Source organism: Marinobacter antarcticus, assembly GCF_011049865.1.
Lineage (GTDB): Bacteria > Pseudomonadota > Gammaproteobacteria > Pseudomonadales > Oleiphilaceae > Marinobacter > Marinobacter antarcticus_A.
This window is the reverse complement of sequence record NZ_DRGY01000132.1, coordinates 1-20189: the sequence shown is the minus strand read 5'-3', so window position 1 is coordinate 20189 and position 20189 is coordinate 1. Positions and strand designations below refer to the sequence as shown.

At 54.4% G+C, this 20189-nt stretch carries 24 protein-coding genes; 14 read left to right on the top strand and 10 right to left on the bottom strand.

The features are described from left to right. Nucleotides 1–131: 131 nt before the first annotated feature. From ENI00_RS15820 to ENI00_RS15800, 5 genes are all read right to left on the bottom strand, one after another. Nucleotides 132–422 carry an AraC family ligand binding domain-containing protein gene (locus ENI00_RS15820; RefSeq protein ID WP_304104466.1) on the bottom strand — a complete coding sequence of 97 codons (291 nt, stop codon included), beginning with the start codon at nucleotides 420–422 and terminating at the stop codon, nucleotides 132–134. Nucleotides 423–797: 375 nt separating this feature from the next. Then, entirely contained in the window at nucleotides 798–1364 is a 567-nt protein-coding gene (locus ENI00_RS15815; RefSeq protein WP_304104463.1) for a DUF6843 domain-containing protein, read from the bottom strand. Between the two features lie 75 nt (nucleotides 1365–1439). Then, nucleotides 1440–2000: a CIA30 family protein gene (locus tag ENI00_RS15810; protein ID WP_304104461.1), complete on the bottom strand. Its 561-nt coding sequence runs from the start codon at nucleotides 1998–2000 to the stop codon at nucleotides 1440–1442. Between the two features lie 81 nt (nucleotides 2001–2081). Beyond that, nucleotides 2082–3191 carry an ADP-ribosylglycohydrolase family protein gene (locus ENI00_RS15805; RefSeq protein WP_304104459.1) on the bottom strand — a complete coding sequence of 370 codons (1110 nt, stop codon included), beginning with the start codon at nucleotides 3189–3191 and terminating at the stop codon, nucleotides 2082–2084. 13 nt (nucleotides 3192–3204) lie between these two features. Then, complete coding sequence (locus ENI00_RS15800; RefSeq protein ID WP_304104457.1) at nucleotides 3205–4008, bottom strand: DUF3750 domain-containing protein; 804 nt, start codon at nucleotides 4006–4008, stop codon at nucleotides 3205–3207. 461 nt (nucleotides 4009–4469) lie between these two features. Here ENI00_RS15800 and ENI00_RS15795 point away from each other — a divergent pair, with 461 nt between their 5' ends. After that, nucleotides 4470–5012, top strand: a complete 543-nt coding sequence (locus ENI00_RS15795) for a GNAT family N-acetyltransferase (RefSeq protein WP_304104455.1) — start codon at nucleotides 4470–4472, stop codon at nucleotides 5010–5012. Nucleotides 5013–5028: 16 nt separating this feature from the next. Beyond that, nucleotides 5029–6135 (top strand): histone deacetylase family protein, encoded by a 1107-nt coding sequence (locus ENI00_RS15790; protein WP_304104453.1) that lies wholly within the window; start codon nucleotides 5029–5031, stop codon nucleotides 6133–6135. An 8-nt stretch (nucleotides 6136–6143) separates the two neighbouring features. Here ENI00_RS15790 and ENI00_RS15785 read toward each other — a convergent pair whose 3' ends face one another. Further along, a complete protein-coding gene (locus ENI00_RS15785; RefSeq protein ID WP_304104451.1) occupies nucleotides 6144–6314 on the bottom strand; it encodes a hypothetical protein in 171 nt (56 codons plus the stop codon). A 281-nt stretch (nucleotides 6315–6595) separates the two neighbouring features. After that, a complete protein-coding gene (locus ENI00_RS15780; protein ID WP_304104449.1) occupies nucleotides 6596–6799 on the bottom strand; it encodes a hypothetical protein in 204 nt (67 codons plus the stop codon). A 90-nt stretch (nucleotides 6800–6889) separates the two neighbouring features. Between ENI00_RS15780 and ENI00_RS18815 the strand changes: the two genes are divergently transcribed. From ENI00_RS18815 to ENI00_RS15750, 6 genes are all read left to right on the top strand, one after another. Beyond that, nucleotides 6890–7102 carry a cold shock domain-containing protein gene (locus ENI00_RS18815; protein WP_414674271.1) on the top strand — a complete coding sequence of 71 codons (213 nt, stop codon included), beginning with the start codon at nucleotides 6890–6892 and terminating at the stop codon, nucleotides 7100–7102. Nucleotides 7103–7133: 31 nt separating this feature from the next. After that, complete coding sequence (locus ENI00_RS15770; protein ID WP_071267999.1) at nucleotides 7134–7355, top strand: DUF4177 domain-containing protein; 222 nt, start codon at nucleotides 7134–7136, stop codon at nucleotides 7353–7355. Between the two features lie 3 nt (nucleotides 7356–7358). Beyond that, entirely contained in the window at nucleotides 7359–7616 is a 258-nt protein-coding gene (yidD, locus tag ENI00_RS15765; protein WP_304104445.1) for a membrane protein insertion efficiency factor YidD, read from the top strand. Beyond that, nucleotides 7594–7968, top strand: coding sequence for a TM2 domain-containing protein (locus tag ENI00_RS15760; RefSeq protein WP_304104443.1), 375 nt, complete (start codon nucleotides 7594–7596; stop codon nucleotides 7966–7968). The genes yidD and ENI00_RS15760 overlap by 23 nt, the downstream gene beginning before the upstream one ends. 119 nt (nucleotides 7969–8087) lie before the next feature. Beyond that, nucleotides 8088–8249 carry a hypothetical protein gene (locus ENI00_RS15755; protein WP_304104441.1) on the top strand — a complete coding sequence of 54 codons (162 nt, stop codon included), beginning with the start codon at nucleotides 8088–8090 and terminating at the stop codon, nucleotides 8247–8249. An 81-nt stretch (nucleotides 8250–8330) separates the two neighbouring features. Beyond that, complete coding sequence (locus tag ENI00_RS15750; protein WP_304104440.1) at nucleotides 8331–8810, top strand: FKBP-type peptidyl-prolyl cis-trans isomerase; 480 nt, start codon at nucleotides 8331–8333, stop codon at nucleotides 8808–8810. A 135-nt stretch (nucleotides 8811–8945) separates the two neighbouring features. Here ENI00_RS15750 and ENI00_RS15745 read toward each other — a convergent pair whose 3' ends face one another. Further along, nucleotides 8946–9428: a nucleoside deaminase gene (locus ENI00_RS15745; RefSeq protein WP_304104438.1), complete on the bottom strand. Its 483-nt coding sequence runs from the start codon at nucleotides 9426–9428 to the stop codon at nucleotides 8946–8948. Between the two features lie 132 nt (nucleotides 9429–9560). Between ENI00_RS15745 and ENI00_RS15740 the strand changes: the two genes are divergently transcribed. Beyond that, entirely contained in the window at nucleotides 9561–11348 is a 1788-nt protein-coding gene (locus tag ENI00_RS15740) for a DEAD/DEAH box helicase (protein ID WP_304104437.1), read from the top strand. 19 nt (nucleotides 11349–11367) lie between these two features. After that, the gene (locus ENI00_RS15735) at nucleotides 11368–11928 is read left to right on the top strand and encodes a YgjV family protein (protein ID WP_304104435.1); all 561 of its coding nucleotides are present in this window, start codon (nucleotides 11368–11370) and stop codon (nucleotides 11926–11928) included. A gap of 67 nt (nucleotides 11929–11995) precedes the next feature. Here the strand turns inward: ENI00_RS15735 and ENI00_RS15730 are convergent, their stop codons facing one another. Beyond that, nucleotides 11996–12763, bottom strand: a complete 768-nt coding sequence (locus ENI00_RS15730; RefSeq protein WP_304104433.1) for an SDR family oxidoreductase — start codon at nucleotides 12761–12763, stop codon at nucleotides 11996–11998. Between the two features lie 127 nt (nucleotides 12764–12890). Beyond that, a complete protein-coding gene (locus ENI00_RS15725; RefSeq protein ID WP_304104431.1) occupies nucleotides 12891–13853 on the bottom strand; it encodes a DUF6635 family protein in 963 nt (320 codons plus the stop codon). A 125-nt stretch (nucleotides 13854–13978) separates the two neighbouring features. Between ENI00_RS15725 and ENI00_RS15720 the strand changes: the two genes are divergently transcribed. The 4 genes from ENI00_RS15720 (at nucleotide 13979) to ENI00_RS15705 (ending at nucleotide 19748) form a co-directional block, all read left to right on the top strand. Next, complete coding sequence (locus ENI00_RS15720; RefSeq protein WP_304104429.1) at nucleotides 13979–14242, top strand: hypothetical protein; 264 nt, start codon at nucleotides 13979–13981, stop codon at nucleotides 14240–14242. 246 nt (nucleotides 14243–14488) lie between these two features. Beyond that, nucleotides 14489–15331, top strand: coding sequence for a hypothetical protein (locus tag ENI00_RS15715; RefSeq protein ID WP_304104427.1), 843 nt, complete (start codon nucleotides 14489–14491; stop codon nucleotides 15329–15331). Next, the gene (locus ENI00_RS15710; protein ID WP_304104425.1) at nucleotides 15321–17756 is read left to right on the top strand and encodes a bifunctional diguanylate cyclase/phosphodiesterase; all 2436 of its coding nucleotides are present in this window, start codon (nucleotides 15321–15323) and stop codon (nucleotides 17754–17756) included. The genes ENI00_RS15715 and ENI00_RS15710 overlap by 11 nt, the downstream gene beginning before the upstream one ends. A 36-nt stretch (nucleotides 17757–17792) precedes the next feature. Beyond that, nucleotides 17793–19748 carry a methyl-accepting chemotaxis protein gene (locus ENI00_RS15705; RefSeq protein WP_304104423.1) on the top strand — a complete coding sequence of 652 codons (1956 nt, stop codon included), beginning with the start codon at nucleotides 17793–17795 and terminating at the stop codon, nucleotides 19746–19748. Nucleotides 19749–20189: the final 441 nt, after the last annotated feature.

Here is a 20189-nt window from a genome sequence, read left to right as displayed (position 1 = left end):
GTTGGCAGTGATTCCGGGGGAACGTGACCGATGATTCCGGCATCGTGACCGGCGATTCCGGAAAACTACCCGAAATCGGTCACGATAAAACGGAATGAGCGGTCACGATCGCCTGGAACAGGCGGTCACGTTCAAACGGAATGGGTGGTCACGATGGCGCGGAATACGCAGCTCAGCGGATCGTCACCGCCAGAGCAGCCATCATGTACCTCACCCGGATTAAACTGGATGATATTTCCGGGCGTGCTGCGGTGGTTGACGCCGTTGCTGAAGAAATCTTGGCGTCCAGCAAGGGTAACGCCAAAGGAGTGTTCTTCGTGCGCGTGCCGGTCGTAGGCAAAGCTGTCCATCGACGCTCGCAGTACGGTCAGATCCGGCAGGTGCTCGCTTTTTATAAACCGAAATTGGCTGTCCTGTTCCACCGCAGTCTCCCGGAGGCAAGGTAGTGGCTTGATTGATGCCTACTGTAGCGCTCGGTGAGACGGATTTCTTGGACAATATTGCTCATTTTTACCGGCTTTCAGGCACGGAAAACCCGTGACTGACGAACCAGAGCAGATTTATTTTTGAGTGATGAGGAATAAACCCATGCGCAGACTATTCTTCGGCCCAGAGATTCCTGCTCAGATCAAAAGCCGCCAGTCTATATTCACACGTGCTGGAGTGTATTGCGGGGGTCGATGCAGTGGAGACACTGGAAGTGCTGATGCCTTGGAGCACCGAGTCGCAGGCTTGGTAAAGTGGCTCAATACCGCTAAGGCAAGTAAGTCGATTTATTGTCGCTTACTATTGTTCCATTACTCGCCAATGTCGTTGCAATCAATGCCTTGATTTTGCAGATACGGTCTCAGCCGGAAAAAGTTGTCTCTGTCGAGAATGTCGCTTTCTGTACCGATCTGAAACCCTCGATAGAAAACAGTGCAATGCGGATCTTTGAGGTCAAGAGAGCCCAGACCCACACCAAATAAGTAGGTCTTCTTATCGGCCCGGTTCTGTGCAGTTTCGTGGATAGTGCTGTAGAGCTGGTTTTTCAGTTCAACTTTTTCGCCTTCTTCCGTGATAGCAAAAAACTTTACTTTTTCCTCCTCAATCACACCTTCATTCATCGGCATTTGAGTCAGCAATACACCGCTTTCGGGGAGTCTGTAGACTCTGTAATCGCGGTTATACTCAGGAGCCTGTCCTTTATTAACGTCAAACACAACATAGACAGACCCCGTGTAGTTTTCCGGGAGTAAGTACATTTCAGGTTCGCGAACATTTTTTGAGCCTGCGCAGGCAGTGACCATGAAAGCAAACAGGCATGTAAGAAAAATTAACTTGGTCTTTAGTCGGTGTCGCTGACCAGCCTGTTTTATAATCATCAGTTAAAGCACCCTTCGAAGCTGAATTCTTCTGTAGCCATGCAATGACCACTGTGTTGTGGATTAAGCTTGTGGCTATGGGGTCGCTGAACCTGTTTCGCTTTCGAGAAAAAAACCAAATCGTCGCACGCAAACGTCTACGTTGAACTCACTGCCAATGGCCACCACGGCAACGCTTTTGATGTCCGCAGGTTGTAGCTGAGCGTCGGTACGGTGAGCGCGCAGTCGCTCATAGGGTACGATGAATCGAGTCCATTGCGGCTGCACTGGCAAGGTGCAGCGAAAGGATTGCCAGGGCTTGTCGAGCTGATTCGTTTTTACGTGCAGATTATAGTCGTGGGCCGTGCCGCACAGCTCGATGAACAGGCCCTGATAGTCAGCGCGCAACCAGCCCGGCTCGATATCAAGCTTCATCTGCACGAACCCGCCGTTGTTTTCAAGACTGGTTCGGCCTGTTAAACAGGTGCAGGGCGAGCTATGGCGGTCGTCCTGTTGCAGTGCAGAACTGGAAACGCCACCCATGACCTGATCGCTGATCACGGTCCAGGGCGAAGGTACATCCAGGCGGGCCTGGTAAATATCGATCAGTTGTTCGCCACGGACGGCGTGGCCTCGGGTTTTGTTGTTTTCATTCATAAGCTTGAAGCACTCCTGGTAATCATGCAGAAACTCCGGTTACTGAAGTAAACCGTAAGCGCCGACGAGGCCACAAATTGACTAGTCGGCAGCGGTCGCCGCACTGATCAGCGCAGCAGTTTCCCGGCCAATCGCCTCAGAATTCACCAACTGATCAAACCAGCGGGCGGCCACGTCATCACTGATCAGCCCCAATAGCGCTCCAAGCACTATGCCCCGATGGACGTTATCGCCGCCCAGATTGGTGTTTACCCGCAGTGCTAACCACGGATCTTTGCGGTATTTGTAAGCCAGGTACAGAACAACCGGCCAGGAGCTTGAGATGTAGCATGCTGGCGAATACATCCGGCCCACTACCTGGTTGTCCGGCAGGTTGCGTTTCACCAATGCTGCGATATCCAGGCCCACTGGGCCCTTGCCGGCTTCCGACAGCAACGCCTTAATGCTTTCTTCGTCAGGCCCTTCCATCAGGCCGCAAAGCAGTTTCACATAACGGTCACAGACCTGCATCAAGCTTTCATCCGGGTGCGTAAGTTCCAGGTGTTCCCGGCAAAGTGCCTGGATGTCGTGCACGTTCGTACCTCGGAGCCGCTCTGAGAATACCAGCGGGGCGATCGTCACCAGGCCGCCGATAGACGGCGTGTCGTGGGTTGTCATGGCGCATTGCTCGGGCGGCAGGCCTTTCGCCAGATTGGCGAAGAATCCGCGATGGTAGGATTCGGCATAGGTGTCGGGGTGCGCCGGAGGATCTGCGGTCATAAAGCCGATGTAGGCGGGCAGGAAGGTCTGTGTACGGTAGTGCCCTTTATCTGCTGCGATACATCGCATGAGAACGCGGCTGCAGTGGGCATTCAGTGTGTTCTCGCCCGCGATCATGCCGTGATGATAGTGAACGTTCGGCACATTCCAGAATTGCGCGCGGCCTTTGAGGATAACGTCCCCCACAATTTGCGGCTCCGCTTTGTGGCGGTGACCGGCGCGGCGACCACCGCTGCTCGTGGAATGCAGCGACATAATGGACGAAGGGTGGAACTCTGGTGCGGCTTCGAATCGCTGAATGCCTCCGGGAAAGGCCTTTTCGATATCCATTTGGTTGTAGAACCAATGCACGGGCATCGCCAGGGCGTCGGCAATGAACTGTGTTTTCAGGCTGTTGCGGACACGGTCTGCGATACTGAGGTTGTTTTGCATTGGAAAGCTCCCGTCAATCGGCATCTGAAACCTGCTCCACAACCGGCGCTTTGTGCCACGTCGAGCGATCCATCCAGGGGTCGCGCAGGCCAATGTGCCCTATCCCGGGTAATTTGACGGCCAAAGCCAGAGGGTCAATACCAATGTTGAGGCCGAGGATGTTCAGTTCAACACCTTCCCGGATGCTCGCCATAAGGCCGAAATAACCATTGAGGGAGAACTGGTAGCCCGAACCGCTGGGCGCTTTCGCAAATACTCCGTCAGCGAGATAGTCTTTTCCGATGGCAATGTTGGGCAGCGCAACATTCAGTTCGGGTACCTGCCGGATTACCCAGGCTACAAAGGTATTGCTGTTGGGCCCGGGCCAGGCTTTGTATTCATTCGCGAAGGGGTAGGCGTCGATAGCTGTCCGGATATTGATGATGGCGGCCTCCGCTTTCTCACCACGGAGATCTGCCAGTAACATCGGCGGGTTGCCGTACCAAGCGGTATCCGGCTCACCGGGGCGGGACCGCACCGTCGTATAACCCCAGCCAGTAACGTCGTGAACCTCGTAGGTGGATGCTCCGCGCACTTTGGTCGCAATCCAGGTATGGATCGCAAAATCGCCGCGCCAACTATAAGCTCGGGCACCATAAACCTGCACAATGGCTTCTTCAGTCTGGCCCGGTTGTGGCGCAATGCCTGCGCTGGAGCGATCGGCGTCACGCCAGCTCTGGCCAGACTGACTGCTGCAGGCCGCGATCAGCGCGGGGCCAGCCAGCAGAACCAACAACAATATCGTGGTTCTGATGAGCCATTGAAGGGGTTTAATCATTCCGGAGTACCTCGGACTGAATGCATTGGTTGTTGGTCAAAACCCGATCAGTATACGGAAAACTGGGACAGATAAATTTTTGCAGAAACCGGGGTAGATTTATGTTCCTTTCTTGAATTTTGCTTTGCAATTGCGTGTTCGTAATTCATAAACCGACCCTTCTCTCACTTTCCTTTCGACTGAGCTATCAAACATTAATGTGATCACTGTTAGCGCCTGACTTTCAAGCACCTACACTATATTACGAGGCTCTCGTCGGGTCAGACTGCCGGTAGCCGATTACGCCTGCGAAGCCCGGACAAATTTATTTTTGGAGGGTGGGGAATCCATAAGCCGATTTTGTGCGGGGAACCGCAAGCGACTAAGGTGTCAGGAGTGGTTCGACCTGTTATGTTCCCAAAATGCAGATCTTTTTTGCTGCGCTGGGTATGGGATTCGCGACCGTCGCGAGGGAGTTTCACGTGGTAAGAAAGCAAACGAATAGAGGGTTTGTCATCAGAGAGGCCCGGGAAGAGGACCTGCCTGTAATGGTGGGGTTCCTCGCTAAGCTGGCGCTGCATGTTACGGGCGCACCCCCCCATGATTTGAAGGAAAGCGAGTATAAACGGCTGATCCGTACGTTGCACTCTTCGCTGGACGATCCCAACAAACTGCTGATCGTGGCGGAAAGTAGACGCGGGGATCTGGTGGGAATGGGCTATATCTATGTGTGGCGAAGTCAGGGTATATGGGAGCAGTTAGAGGCCACGGAGTTCAAGTCCGGAGTCATTGATGATGTCTGGGTAGAGCCCGAATTTCGTAAGCTTGGTATCTTTAAGGCATTGTTGCGGGATCTGGTTGACTTCGCGGAGCAGCATCATGCATCGGAGCTAATCCTCGAATACTCAGCTTCTAACCTGGAAGCTAAGGCCGCTTGGACAAAGCTCGGGTTCGAAACCACCGGCGTTCGTGCGGCGGCATTCACCTCCGTGGTTAAACAGGCAGTGGCGGAATCGAAACAATAAGAAAAGGAAAGGACCCATGATCGGTGATCGTAGTGTAAATGTGTTTTATGACGAGGTGATGCTCGGACACAATCCAGAAGTGGATCTGCCTTTTATGCCCAGTCGGGTGGAAAAACGTGTGAGGTCAATTCTCCAGGGCCTGGACTTCAAATGGAGTTATCCGGAACACCCAGGCCGACTGTCTGCCATCAAGGCGTACCTGGATGAGCATCCGATAGAAGGCGTTCAGTTTGTCAGTGGAGCGGCCCCTGCGACTTACGAACAGCTGGCACGAGTGCACATCACCTCTTATCTGGATCATATTTTTTCACTCGCGGGTAAGCGAGCGTGGCTCGACAAGGATACTACTGCGGTCTCGCCGGCAAGCATCAACGCTGCCACGGCGGCGTCCGGCAACGCCATCGCAGCCGTGGAGAGTGTCGTGAAGGGTGAGTGCCAAAGTGCGTTCGCTCTTGTGCGACCACCTGGCCACCACGCCGAGCCGGCGCGCGCCCGGGGGTTTTGCCTGTTAAACAACGTGGCGATCGCAGCAGCCCACGCCCAGGCCAAACTCGACTGTGAAAAGATACTGATCATTGACTGGGACGCTCACCACGGTAACGGCACCCAGGATATTTTCTGGGCCGATCCGGATGTGCTCTTCTTTGACACCCATTGTGCAGCGCCTTTCTATCCCGGGTCCGGCCATCTTGAGGAGGTCGGAGATGGTATGGGCGAGGGCTATACTATCAACGTTCCGCTACCCGAAACCGCAGGCGACGTTGCCTTCGAGAAGGTCTTTCGCGAGATCCTGGTTCCGGCGGCCGATTACTTTGAGCCGGACCTTATTCTAGTCTCAGCCGGGTTTGATCCCCACCGTAATGATATGGCAATGAACCTGACCTACGACGGTTTCAGGGCAATCACCCGTATTGTTCAGGATATCGCCGACAAGCACTGTGACGGCCGGCTGGCCTTGGTTCTGGAAGGTGGCTATAGCCTGACATCGCTCTCCAAAGGTGTGCATGCGGTGCTTGAAACCCTGACGGGCGGCGATGTTCCCGAAATTCGGGAAATGGGCGTAAAAGAGGCGGAAGAAGCCGAAGAGTTTCATCGTTCGGCCTTCCGTGATCTTGAAGAGTAGTCAGTCGTCTAGCGCCCGCCAATTGCGCCATCACGGCGCATGTCGGCGCCGCCGACCAGACCGCCCGGGATGGGTGCCTCTAGAACGGTTGCTGAGGTAGAACTGCTGCTGTTCGTATTCTGGGAATGAGGCACATTGACGGCTTCCTGTGGGTCAAGTCCAAAATCAAACACGTTCATGATGGTCTTGGCGGTGTAACCAATGGTCCGGGAGCCGCTTTCCTGGCTGTACCCGGTTCAACTACGCCAAGGTCATTCTCACCAATCAGCGCAGCGCAGGTCTCGCTGTCAACAAAGTAATTGAAGGCCGTGGCGTCACGGAAAAATAACCGATCCTTACAGGATACGTTGCGGGCCAAGAGGCCGGCGACCTGATCACTGGTACGCTGGGTCAGAGAAAAGCCTTTCTGAGCCTGGGTGATCGCAGGTACGAACAGGCGCTGCCAGAGAAGCCGACCATATTACGTATGCATGTAATCCATCATTCGCGAAGGGGTATGCGTCGATAGCTGTCCGGATATTGGCGCAATGCCTGCGCTGGAGCGATCGGTGTCACGCCAGCTCTGGCCAGACTGACTACTGCATGCCGCAATCAATGCGGGGCCTGCCAGCAGAACCAACAAAAATACTGTGGTTCTGATGAGCCATTGAAGGGGTTTAATCATTCCGGGGTACCTCGGAATGCATGCATTGGTTGGTGATCAAAGCCCAACCAGCATACGTCTCATATAATCTCAGGTATCAATGCGAAGTTGATGCCCAGCCAAGCCAGGGTGGCCTTATGTTCCATTGGCGAGCGGGATCAAATTGCCCTGGCTCAAGGGAGAAGTAAATTGAATCAAAAAGGCATACTCACGGCATGGAACGACGCCAAGGGGTTTGGTTTCATAACGCCTGAGGGCGGCGGTGAGCGCGTATTTGCTCATATCAGCGTTTATGCAGGCCGCGGCCGGCCGCTTATCTGGTAGCTGACAGGGTTATTTAAAAAAAGGAGAGGTTATGACGGTTAAACATTATACCGAATACAAGATGGTTCATATCGCGGAGGGTGGCTGTGGGACCTTGCTGCTGGGTTCCTCCGGTTTGCCGTTAAAGAAGATTGAAGCGGAATTAAACCGCTACGCTTCCGAAGGTTGGCAGGTTGTATTCCAGGTTCTGGAGATGAAGCGCTTCTGGCTGTTTTGGCAGCGTGAAGCTGTGATTGTTACGTTGGGGCGTTAACAAGTGCTGAAGGCGCTGGCGCTGAAGGCCATCGGGTTTTATCGACGCACCGGAGGCGGTACCCGATGGTTTGGCATCGACTGCAATTTTGAACCGAGTTGCTCTGCGTACTCTGAGGAGGCTATCCGGCAATTCGGTCTTCGCAAAGGGCTGGCATTGACGCTTCACCGTCTTCGAAGGTGCAGCAGGCCTGACGCGATCTGTAAATGCATCGAGCCGGTAACGTGGGATATGGAGCATGCTGAAACAAGAAGACGTTGATGCCGAGGAAGAGTCTCTCAGAAAGGCAGCTCGGGAGCTTTCGGAAGAGCAGCGGGCAGAATTCTATCGGCAGGCCGGGAAGGTGGTTAAAGATCCGGATACCTACGCCGCATTGAACTGGTTTTTTATCGCCGGGTTGCATCATTTTTATCTGGGGCGCTGGCGATGGGGGTTGATTGATCTTGGCGCCCTGTTTGTTGCTATTGGCTGTTTTCTCGCTGGGTTGGTTTGGCCGGCAGTCGTCTTGCTCTTGATCGTTTATTCGTGGGAACTGTGGCAATTGTTCAGATCCCAGATCATCGTTCAGGACTGGAACAATCGGCTTTATCGTGATTTGTTGCGTCGCTATTAATCAACGAGCAGCGGGGGTGTCTCGGTTTTCGCTGCCTATGCCAAACAATTATTTCCTATTTGGAATATCATGGACGTTTGAAGTTGGTGACTAAACCTACAGTTAACTTGGAGAATATAATGAGCAAGGCCCCGGCAAAAGCGACATTAACGGCTACCATGATTGAAAAGCAGACGGCTGATTTTTTAAAGTCCGGCGGCGCTGTGGAGTATGTGGGCAAGGGCAAAAGTGGGCAATATGCCTCTACAAATACAACGCCGGTTACCCCGAAAGCTGGCTGAATATCCGAGCAGAGCACGCGTTAAAAGTGTGTCAGGGTGCTTGGTTATGATCAGGTGCCTCGAACCATCGATGGAAACCCTATGCCAATCGAAAAGAATCAAGTGGTCTTGTTTCACTACAGCGTTAGTGATGAACAAGGCACTGTTGTTGAAAACTCCCGCAGTGGCGAGCCTAACGCCTACCTACATGGCCACGGCGGCATTATCCAAGGCCTGGAAGAAGCCCTGGAGGGCCGCGAGGCGGGCGATACCTTCAGCGCCACCGTCACTCCGGATAAAGCCTACGGTCCGCGCAAGGCCGATGCCATACAGCGCGTGCCGATCAAGCATTTGATGGGTGCCAAACGCTGGAAGCCGGGCATGATCGCCCAAGTGAAAACCGAGCAGGGCCCGCGCCATGTGATCGTCGCCAAAGTCGGCCTCAAGTTTGCCGATGTCGACAACAACCACCCGATGGCCGGTAAAACCCTGACCTTCGATATCGAAATCATCGAAGTACGCGCTGCCAGTCCGGAAGAGATATCGCACGGCCACGCGCATGGGCCGGGCGGGCATCATTGAGAAATAATCGGTAGCTGAAACATGCGAAGCGGCAATATTCTCTCGATGTTGCAGCGTGCCGTCTTTGATCCACCCGCCCAGCGTTTGATGGCTTCGCCGTTGCTGGCGGATTTTGATTCGTTGTATTGGGCTGATCTATTTTTGGCTGTCCTGATACCGTTTGTGCAATTCACGAATGGCCTCGGCCAGCACTGGAAACGGGCCCTCCACGGGCATGCCGGGCACAACGCTATTGATTGACAGAGTGGCCACGGGTGAGGGTGGCGCATGCATTTCTTCCAGCCAGAAGGCCAACTGTTCTGAGGAGCTGGCGTAAACAATTCGACCAAGGCCAACCCAGCCGTGGGCGGCTGCACACATGGGGCAATGCTCGCCAGAGGTGTAGACCGTGCATGCTGCACGCTCATTCGGGGTCATGTTGGCTGCAGCCCAGCGGGCGATAGCGAACTCCGGATGTTGGGTGTTGTCGCCGTCGGCCGTCAGATTATGGTCCTCGTACCTTACTGCGCCTTTCTCATCTACCAGTACCGAACCGAATGGGGGGTTGCCTGTGTCTAACGCTTTAGTCGCCAGTTCAACGCAGCGGCCTAGATGCTTCATACCATTCTCATCGATCATATTTATCTCCTGACAGTACGGAAATGTTCTACCGATTCTGCAGCCGGCGCGTTGTGGTCGTCAAATGAGGCCGGGGACATAATTTGCTAGTATGATCGCCCTTTCACTCCGGTAGCGATCAAGCACTGCAACATGAATGCTCCTTTTAAGCTGCGGCCTTACCAGCGCGAAGCCGTTGACGCCACGTTGAAACACTTTCGCAAATCGGATGAGTCTGCCGTTATTGTGTTGCCGACCGGCGCGGGTAAAAGCCTGGTGATTGCCGAGTTGGCCCGTCTTGCCCGGCGTAAAATTCTGGTGCTGACTCACGTAAAAGAGCTGGTTGAGCAGAACCACGCCAAATACCAGAGCTATGGCTTAACGGGCGGCGTTTTCTCCGCCGGGTTAAAACGTAAGGAGAACCGGCATCAGGTAACCTTTGCCAGTGTGCAGTCTGTATCGGCGAATCTGGATCAGTTCAGGGATGAATACTCGTTGATCATCATCGATGAGTGCCATCGGGTCAGTGGTGATGACAGCAGTCAGTATCAAACAATCATCGAATTGCTGCAGCAGCAGAATGATTCCTTGAAAGTGCTCGGGTTAACCGCCACACCCTATCGCTTGGCCATGGGCTGGATCTATCGCTATCACTACCGGGGTTTTGTTCGTGGCCGTATTGAAGATAGTGAAGAGCAGAACAAGCCCTTTGTGCATTGCATTTATGAGCTGCCGTTGAGCTATATGATCAATCGGGGGTATCTCACCAAGCCGGAGTTGGTTAACGCGGCGGTGGCGCAATACGATTTTTCCGCGCTGTCTCAGAACCGCTTTGGCGAATACGCCGAAAAAGACGTTAACGAACTGCTGGGCAAACATCAGCGTGTAACCCGTGCCATTATCGAGCAGGTAATGGAGTTGGCCGTTAAGCGTAAGGCGGTGATGATCTTTGCGGCAACGGTAGACCATGCGAAGGAGATCACCGGCTACTTGCCGGAACACCAAACCGCCTTGATTACCGGCGCGACCGAGCTGAATGAACGGGATTCGCTGATTCAGCGCTTTAAACAGCGCCAGTTAAAGTATCTGGTGAATGTGTCCGTGCTCACCACAGGCTTTGATGCGCCCCACGTGGACTTTATCGCCATTCTTCGCCCTACCCAGTCGGTTAGCCTGTATCAGCAGATTGTGGGTCGCGGGCTTCGTCTGGACGAGGGTAAAGAGGATTGCCTGGTGATTGATTACGCGGGCAACCGTGTGAATCTGTACCACCCGGAAGTGGGTGAGAAGAGGCCGAACCCGGATTGTGAGCCGGTTCAAGTATTCTGCCCGGGCTGTGGTTTTGCCAATATCTTCTGGGGCAAGGCAGACAGTGAGGGCCATGTGATCGAACACTACGGCCGCCGTTGCCAAGGGCTGCTAGAGCCTGCTGAAGAAGATGAGCCAGCAGTGCAGAATGGGCGCCCGCAACAGTGCGATTACCGTTTTCGGTTCAAGGAGTGCCCTCATTGCAGTGCCGAGAATGACATCGCGGCTCGTAACTGCCAGCAGTGTAAAAAAGCCATTATCGACCCGGATGATCAGCTAAGAGACGCCCTGAAACTCAAAGATGCCATGGTGATTCGTTGTGCCGGTATCACGTTAGGTGTTGGTGGCAGCAAGCTGAGGGTCACTTATCACGGCGAAGATGGGGAAGAGCTCAGCGAGTCATTTGATTTCAGCAAACCGGCACAGCGCAACGTGTTTAACAAGCTGTTTGGACGGCGTTTCGCGAGTGGCCAGGCCCCGCAAGCGTTCAGCAGGACAGATGAGGTACTTGAGATACAAGCCTTGTTAACGGCACCGGATTTTGTCATTGCCCGCAAACAGAAGCACTACTGGCAGGTGCAGGAGCGGATCTTTGATTATCAGGGCAGCTATCGTAAGGCGTATAACGATTAGTATGTCGTAGACTTTGTTCATGACCATATTCGATGAGATGAGTTACACCGCCCTGGCGGGCCAGATTGTCAGCTTTATTGCGCTGGGCTTCTGTATTGTTGGCTTTGCCAGCAAGCGCGATGACCGGCTGATGGCGCTGTTGATTTCGGCAAATGTGGCTTTTGCACTGCAGTTTGCCCTGTTCGGCAGCTGGACGGCGGCGGTTCTGAGTTTGCTGGTGATCGGCCGCATCATGCTGGCGCGGCGCTATGCGGGCAACTGGCAGGTGATGTTAGCGGTGCTCGCGGTGAATCTGGTGGCGGCGGTACTCACCTGGCGCAGCCCGGTGGATTTTTTCGCCATTGCTGCGGCTATTTTTGGCACCTTTGGCATGTTCATGCTCCGAGGCATTCCCATGCGGCTAATGCTGGCCGCAGCCGCTGTTGCCTGGATGCTGAACAATATCGCCATCGGCTCAATGGGCGGCACGCTGGCGGAAGGCATGGTGTTGGTTACCAACTTCCTCACCATATACCGGCTGGCGAGAATGAAACGGCGCTATTCCGAGGCTTTCGGGAACCCAAAGAAGCCTGATGCATAACAACCGCTACTCCCTCAAGTTGATCAGCAACCGTCTTTCGGGCGACTAACAGCGAAAACCCAAGAGCCTATTCCTCGTAAATCATCTTACGGGTCATGCCACCGTCGATCACGAAGTTCTGGCCGGTCACAAAGCCGGCTTCGGGCGAGACCAGGTAGGCCACCATGGCTGCTACGTCGTCGGGTTTGCCGACGCGGCCACTGGGGTGCTGATTGTGATCAGAGTCCGACAAGGGCTGCGGCTCGGAGGGCGCATGGGCCTGCCAGGCACTGACATCTATCCAGCCCGGGCTTATGCTGTTGGCCCGTACATCCGGGCCCAGACTCATCGCCAGAGCGTGAGTCAGGGCGATCAGGCCGCCCTTGCTGGCGGCGTAAGCCTCACTATGGGGCTCGGACTGCAGGGCGCGGGTGGAGGCCATGTTGACTATGTTGCCCCGGCTCTGGCGGAGGTGCGGCACAGTATACTTTGCCATCAGGAAGGCGCCGGTCAGATTGACGTCGATTCGCCGTTGCCACTGGGCAAGCTCAAGCGCCTCTATGGGGCCGGTGTCCGGATCCGCGATTCCCGCATTACTGACCATTGCGTCTAACCGCTCACCCCATTGCACTGCCTCGGCCACGGCGGAGGCCACTTCGGGCTCGCGGGACACATCCGTTTCGATCAGCAGCAGGTTGTCGGGATTGTCGAAATCCTGTCTGCATGCCTTGATGGCTTCTGCATCCCGGTCTAAGACCACAACTCGCCAGCCCTTGTTTAGGAAATAGGCGGCAATGCCCTTGCCGATGCCTTGGGCACCGCCGGTTATGAGTATGACCGGGAGTTGCTGTGTCATGTGTCCTGTCTCCTTGTGATCAGAAATTGGAAATTGAAAATGGGGTGGGGTCTGTTTTAAGAGCCAGAGCAAAAACCGGGAAAGATTTGGCTTTTGGATAAGACCCGGCTAATTAACGCTTCGTTAATTAGAGCAAACCCGATCTGATCATGTCGAACATGTCCAGAATTCGCGCCACAAACTGGTCTTTCGGGCGAAAACTGCTCTGGGTGCTGAGTGTCACGTCTCGCTGCAGGTGGTCCAGTAATTTGTGCAGGCGCCGACGGTGCAAGCCAACGGCCGCCTGAACCGGGTCGAATATAACGCCGGAGAAGGCCGCAAACGCTGCCAATGAGGCCATCACAGCGATCATAACGCTTGCCGTTGTGGCCACCGAAGGCTCTGGTGGAAACCAGCTGTAGTACCAGCCGCCGACGGTTTCACCAAGAATAAAGTTCTGGGCGGCCAGGGTTTTTGCAAGCATGGAGGCAAGCACCACCCCGAGCCCGATGCCACCCGGCGTAAACTTCTGGAACGCGAATGCGCCCAACACCGTGCATGAAATACTGTTGGTGATGTCGGCAGACGCCGTTCGGGTGATCCGGTACTGACTGAGAGCGTCCGCCACCAGCGGTTCAATCAGTTTGCCAAAGCGCTTTTGATCGACCGCTTCGTAGGTATGGCGCTCATAGACCGCCTCCAGCGCCTCAATAAGATAGCCCTCCAGAATTGAGCCCTCCTGACCATTGTTCAACAGGTCTACCAGGATCAGATGCGAGATGTGCTGTTGTACGTTGGTGGTAAAACCGGCGGGTACCCGATTGGCCAAACTGTGCAGCCACATCAGGCCGGTTCGTTTGGGAAGGAGAACTTTTAACAGACATGTCAGGGCGTACACCGGCGCCCACAGCAGATTGATAGGTGCCCGCAACATGTCCCACCCCAGTGCCATGCGGTTGGTTGCCAGGGCACCGGGATAATGGAAATGGCGGTCAATAAACGCAGGTACTCGCGCCCGGCAGTCGTCAAAGTAGTGCTCGATGCCTGAGCGGATGGCCTGTTCTATCTCGACTTCGGAGGCGTTTTGCTCGGGTGATGTAACGATGGGCATAAACAAATATTAACAATTATAGCTTCGAAAAGCCCGTTGATAAGTACTGTGACGTATTGATGAGTAAGCTAACTAAAACTAAAATCAGGTCATAAATTCATCAACTTTTTTCGAAGAGACATCCAATGGCCTACACACCCTCCACCGCCATCAACAACAGCCGTGATTTTCGCAACCAATACCTGCGTAAAAGCATTAGTGTTTGGGTGCAAAAGCTCAAAGCGCGCCAGCAAAAACGTCAGGACCCGGCCATACCAATCACCTTATGTGTGGCTGACCCAGACCAGGTCGCTAATCAAGGAGCAACGGCGGATCAAATTCGGTCTGAGCAAAGTGTTGGCGTAGCCAATTGCGAATACCAGGCTGTTGTGCCAAGAAACGCTGCCTGATTCTTACAGTCCTGTGCTGTGATCTTCCAATGGAACATCGCACCCGCCACCAAGCAGTGGAGTAGCCGGTGCGGGTAGCGGCCGCTGCTCTTCGCTTCCTCTCAGGAATGACCTACGTCTAAAGATACGGGTTTCAATACGTTACAATGTCGTCGACGACATCGAACAACAGGTGAATTAGAGTTAATAAGATTTGCCTGTTTTCCCAAGGTGCGTACGCAATCTTTTAGATTTCTGGTGAACCCGATGTATCGATTGCTTGTCATTATGATGAGCGCAGTGCTGATCGCAGGCTGCGGCAATTTAAAGACCAATGACTTCCTGAGTCGCACCGGCGATGCGCTAAGCAAAATCGGGCAAAGGTCTCCTGCTGTTGATCCTGATCAGAAAATCAAACCGCTTTTTGATCAACCGTACATTGATCCGCTAACGGATTATCTGCAGCGTTACGGGGATGATCCCGCCCGCACGGACCAGGTCGTTCAAGTGAGGCAGGAGCGTGAGCGCCGCTGTGCCGCGGTCGCTCGGCGTTATAACTCGGATGGGATTACTGAAACCGGGTTGGCTTTGTACCGTCGTGGCTATGATTTTTCCTGTCCGCAGGATGTGGCGGCCTACAAGGCGCGGCTCGAAGCCATACCGCAGGCACCAATTCCCCCACAGCAGCCAGTCATTGAACCCGCGAGCGATAACAGTGAGGTACACGATGATGAAGCTCAAGGCGTTGTCGTTTCCCGCCAGTTAAACGACTGCTACCTGCTCACGCGGATTCGCAATTTCAGTGGTGCACTGAAAGCGTGTCGCGGCCCTGCTGAAGATGGCGCAGTTGGTGCGCAGGCAAGCATGGCTCAAATTCAGAGCGCGTTGGGCAATCACGAAGCTGGCTATCGCTGGGCCCGGCAAGCCGCGCCAGAATCCGGCCAGGCAGCCTATCTGCTAGGCGAAATGTACGCTCAGGGGCTTGGCGTTGCGCAGGATAAGGAGGCGGCTGCGAATTGGTTCAAAACCGCTGTAAGGCTAGGCTATGCCGGAGCGGAAAACGCGCTCGACAATCTGGCCACCGCCACTGCGGATACCAATGCCAATTAAACGGCTGCCGTGGTCCGTCCTGTCCGGATGGGTGCGGCCCCATCTGGGCTTCTGGAGAAGCAGCTACGCCATGCACTCCATCATGGGGCTGCTGTTCCTGCTGATAGCGCTGTTCGCGATTGGGATGTTCTTGTTATCTCACCTTAACCTGAGCTATTCCCAACAGGCGATGTATGAATTGCGCCGTGATCAGATCCGGGATGTGTTCTTCACGGGATTGGTCCGCATTGATGCCCGCCAAATTTCTCTGGAACGCGAGGTGGCGACCCTCGCGGCCATCGGCGAGACATTCTACCGGCTATCGCGTGAACAGCCGGATTCGCCAAAAGCCCAACGCCTACTGCAGAGCCAGCTTGAAAAAACGCTGCAAAGCCGTCTTGAGAGTGAGGTTGGTGTCTCCGGTGCGGGTCTCTGGTATCAACCGGGCATTGTCGCGCCAGCTGGCGAACGCTACGCGCCCTATCTGGTCAAGGCCAACGTTGGCGGCCCCAGAATGCAATCACAAGCAACCGACTTCAGACAGACCCGCTGGTTTGACCTCACCCTGGGGCGGGACGGCGTACGCAAACCCGCATCGAGCGCCTCCGCCTACTGGTCACCGGTGTATTTTGACATGGCAACCGAGCGCGCTGTTCTCACCCTTGCCCAGCCGATAGTCAGCACCGGGGGCGAGTTGATTGGCGTGGCGACCATCGACTGGGCTTCGGATCAGATTGTTGATCTGGTCAGCCGAATGGGAGTCACGCAAAACAGTTTTGCCTTTCTCAATGACCGCAATAATCGAAACCTGTCCAGTCTCAGCCAGAACGAAGATCCGGTTCAGGAGCAGAAGCTTATTGATGCCATCCTGGCCGCGAATCTTTCGGGAACTGATACCAGCACTGATCCCGTCACCCCGTCAGTGTCCGGTGAAAGCCAGGCCCCTGAAAAACGCCTGCGCACACGGCAGCTTGATGTGGGCGGACGACTCTATGAGTTGTATTACGCCACCACACCGGCCGGTATGGTTTACGGTGCTGGCGTGCCAAAGGACGAGATCGATCGGGTGCTGGTGCCCATGCGCGACACGAATTACCGGATACTGCTGATCACCGGTTCGGTTTTGCTGGTTCTGAGCCTTTACCTGCTTTACCGGATCATGCAGCTCATGCGTGAACTACAGGCGTCCTACACAGACGTTTTGACCGGCCTGCCCAATCGTGTGCGACTGTTGCGAGACCTACAGGACCGCCAAGACGCCTGTCTCATCCTCCTGAACCTGGACCGTTTCAAAGAAATCAACAGCCTGTTTGGCAATGAGTGTGGCGACGCCGTGCTGTTGGCCATGCGTAAGCAGGTGCGATTGTTTATCGGCACCCACTCTCACCCCTTTGGGCTTCCTCCCGAACTCTATCGTCTGTCCAGTGATGAATTCGCACTCCTTGGGCCCGGCGTTGCTGAGTCCCGGGTGCGCACGTTCGCCGGTGAGCTGACCGAATTCCTTTGTGCGCAACGGGTTACCTGGCAGCAGCAGACCCTAAGCCTGGATACCAGTGCGGGCATTGCGTTCCATAGGGCGGGTAACGACGGTGCAGCACCGGACCGTCTGCTCAACCAGGCAACCATTGCTGTTTTGCAGGCGCGGGCGCAGATGCGTCAGTACCTGTTTTATGACCAAAGCCAGGAAGTGGAAAAAGGCTACGAGAAAAACATCTATTGGGCGCGACGCCTCAAGAAGTCTATCGAGACCAACGCATTGCGGCCGTATTTCCAGCCGATTTACGACAACCTGCAGGGCACAATTACCAAGTACGAGTGCCTGGTGAGAATGGAAGACCCCGAGCATGGCGTGATCGCCGCCGGGCAATTCATCGAAGTGGCCAATAAACTGCGGCTTAATCGTCAGATTACCCGGATCATGGTGGAAAAGGCGTTCGCCGCGTTTGCCACCCAGCCGTACGAATTTTCCATCAACTTGTCCTATGTCGATATCACTGACCCCGAAACCTTAGCGCTTATTCTGGAGCATTTGCAGGCGGGCAATGTTGGCGAACGGGTGATTTTCGAGATTCTTGAATCCGATGGACTTGGTAATTACGGCGACGTTTTGCACTTTATCGATAAAGTGAAATCCTTTGGGTGCCGGATCGCCATTGATGACTTTGGCACCGGCTATTCCAATTTTTCCCATCTGCGCAAGCTGAACGTGGATTTCATCAAGATAGACGGAAGCCTGATTCGCTATCTGGCGCAGGACCACACGGCGTTTCTTGTAACGAAAGGAATTGTGCAATTTGCCCGAAGCATGGGAATCAAGACGGTGGCCGAATTCGTGCACAGCGAAGCGGTACAGGATCGTGTTTTGGAGCTGGGCATTGATTTCTCGCAGGGCGAGTATTTTGGTATGCCAGCGAAAACACTAATACACGCCGGCAATGGCAGGTAACGTTGCACACTAACGACACTTTGAGTAGAACCAGTCATGATAAAAAAAATAACCGGCTTTTTCTCTGATTTGACGGTAAGCAAGAAACTCTTCATTGGCTTTGGCTTGGTTTTGATACTGACGATGGCGGTCGCTTTGACCGGCTTTTTCTCGATAAATACGATATTGAGCCGCCAAGCCCTGATGACGACGATCAGCCAGGTAAATGTATCGTTTAACCACGCTCTTCAAAGTGAGAAGGAGTTTGCCCTGACGGGCAGTGACGATGCAAAAGCAGCAACGGAGAACGAAATATCAAAGGCCATCAGCCTGCTTGGAGACGCTGCCCTGTTAACGGACAGACCGGAGTTTCAGAAGCAGTTCAGACTAATGGCCTCCCAGAGTGAAGACTACCTGTCCTACTTTGAAGAAATGATCACCGCCCGGCGAGACGCGGATACCGCCAGAGAGGCCATGGAGACGACGGCAAACGGTGCCCTGAGTACGTTTAAAAACCTGGAGACGGGTTTTTTTAGCAGAACCCGGGAAATTCTGAGCTCTGGAAGACTCTCTAGCGAAGACCCTCTGAGCCTGGCTGAAACGTCGGCGGAACTGTCGGGGAACATTGCCGATCTTCGGCAAAATGAATTTGCTTACATCACCACACAGGATCCGGAGGCCCTCAAGCGCTGGCAGGCAACGTTTAACGAAACCCGCGAGATTACGACCGATCTGGCGGGCTGGCAGGAGGGTAAAGAGAAAAAAGCGCTGGATAAGGCGATTACCTCGCTTACCGGTTATCAGCAGGCGTTTAAACGTTATCAGCAAACCCAGGCTATTAGCGAAGCGGCTGAAGCCCGGATGGCGCAGGGAGCCGAGGCGGTCTTTACCAACGCGGAGGAAGCCTCCAGAAAACAGCAATCCATCATGGATTCAGTGAGCCGGAATTCCTACGTTACATTGAGTGTGATCAGCGGCAGTGCTATTGCGCTTGGGCTGCTATCAGCCTTCTTTATTGCACGCCTGATTCTGGTTCCTCTCAGAAGTACCGTGCTGATGGCTCAGCGTATTGCTGCGGGAGATCTTACGGAAACGGTCGAAGTGACGCGAAAAGATGAGCTGGGCCAGCTTTCTCTTGCCATGCAGGACATGACCCAAAGACTCAGAGAATTGATCGGAAAAATCAGTGAAAGCATTACTCAGGTTGCGCTAGAGGCCGAGCAGCTTTCCCAAGTGACCGAAGACACCAGCAACGGCGTTCAGCGCCAAAAAGCCGAGACCGATCAAACGGCGACGGCGGTCGAGGAAATGGCGGCATCGGTTGTGGCCGTTGCAGAAAGTGCTGGCCAGGCATCCACGGCTGCTGCGGGTGCCGATCTTAAGACCCAGGAAGGCGATCATACCGTTCGTAAGGTGGTCATTCAGATCAATCAACTGAAAGACGTTATCGAGCAGTCGGCCGGTTCCGTCAACAAGCTCAATACCGAAAGCCAGGAGATTGGTAAAATTCTTGACGTTATTAAGGCTGTGGCTGAGCAAACCAATCTTCTGGCGTTGAACGCGGCTATTGAAGCGGCGCGGGCGGGAGAGCAGGGTCGGGGGTTTGCCGTAGTTGCGGATGAGGTAAGAGCCCTTGCCAGCCGCACCCAGAACTCGACAACCGAAATTGAAAGCCTTATTGGTAGCTTGCAAAGCGTTTCAAGCAAAGCCGCAAAGGAAATGGAAAGCAGTCTCAAGCTGACCGGAGATACCGTCAGCCTGGCCGGCGAAGCCAGTACATTGCTGGGTGAGATCGCACAAGCCGTTTCGACGATTGACCAGATGAACAAGCAAATCGCCGCCGCTGCGACTGAGCAAAGTTCCGTCGCCAGCGAGATAAGTGGCAGTGTTACCCGGCTCAGGGACATTGGTGAAGACAGCGCCTCGGCCACTCAGCATACCGCCAGCTCCAGCGCGGAATTAGCCAAGCTTGGGAATGAACTTCAAAAGATAGTGGGTCAGTTCAAAACCTGATGCCGTAGCCTGCTACACTGGGCCTGATCGGTCTAGGTTATAATTGCAGAATGCCAAAAAGCCCTGAAGCTGATGCTTTAGGGCTTTTTTCTTTGGTGCGCCAGGCATGGCGCGCAGCGCCTTGATGGCGCTATTCCCTGAGCTGTGGTGGCAATGGGATGACTTGGCGGTGCAAGTCCTCTACCGACCCGGCAAGGGGAACGGTTAGCTGAACGGCAAGGGTGTCCACCGCGAGGTGGAATCTGAAGGAAGCCGAAGGCAAAGCACAGACCTGACGAACAGAAATCGCATACGAGGCGGCGCTATCGGGTAAGACGGCCAATATCGTCAACGCCCAATACTTGCACAGCAGGTAGCGTCGTAGATGCGGCAGGTATAGGTGTGAAGGTCGCGTGTCTTACCCTGGGAGATCTGAGTGTCTGCCACTGTGCTACTCACGTC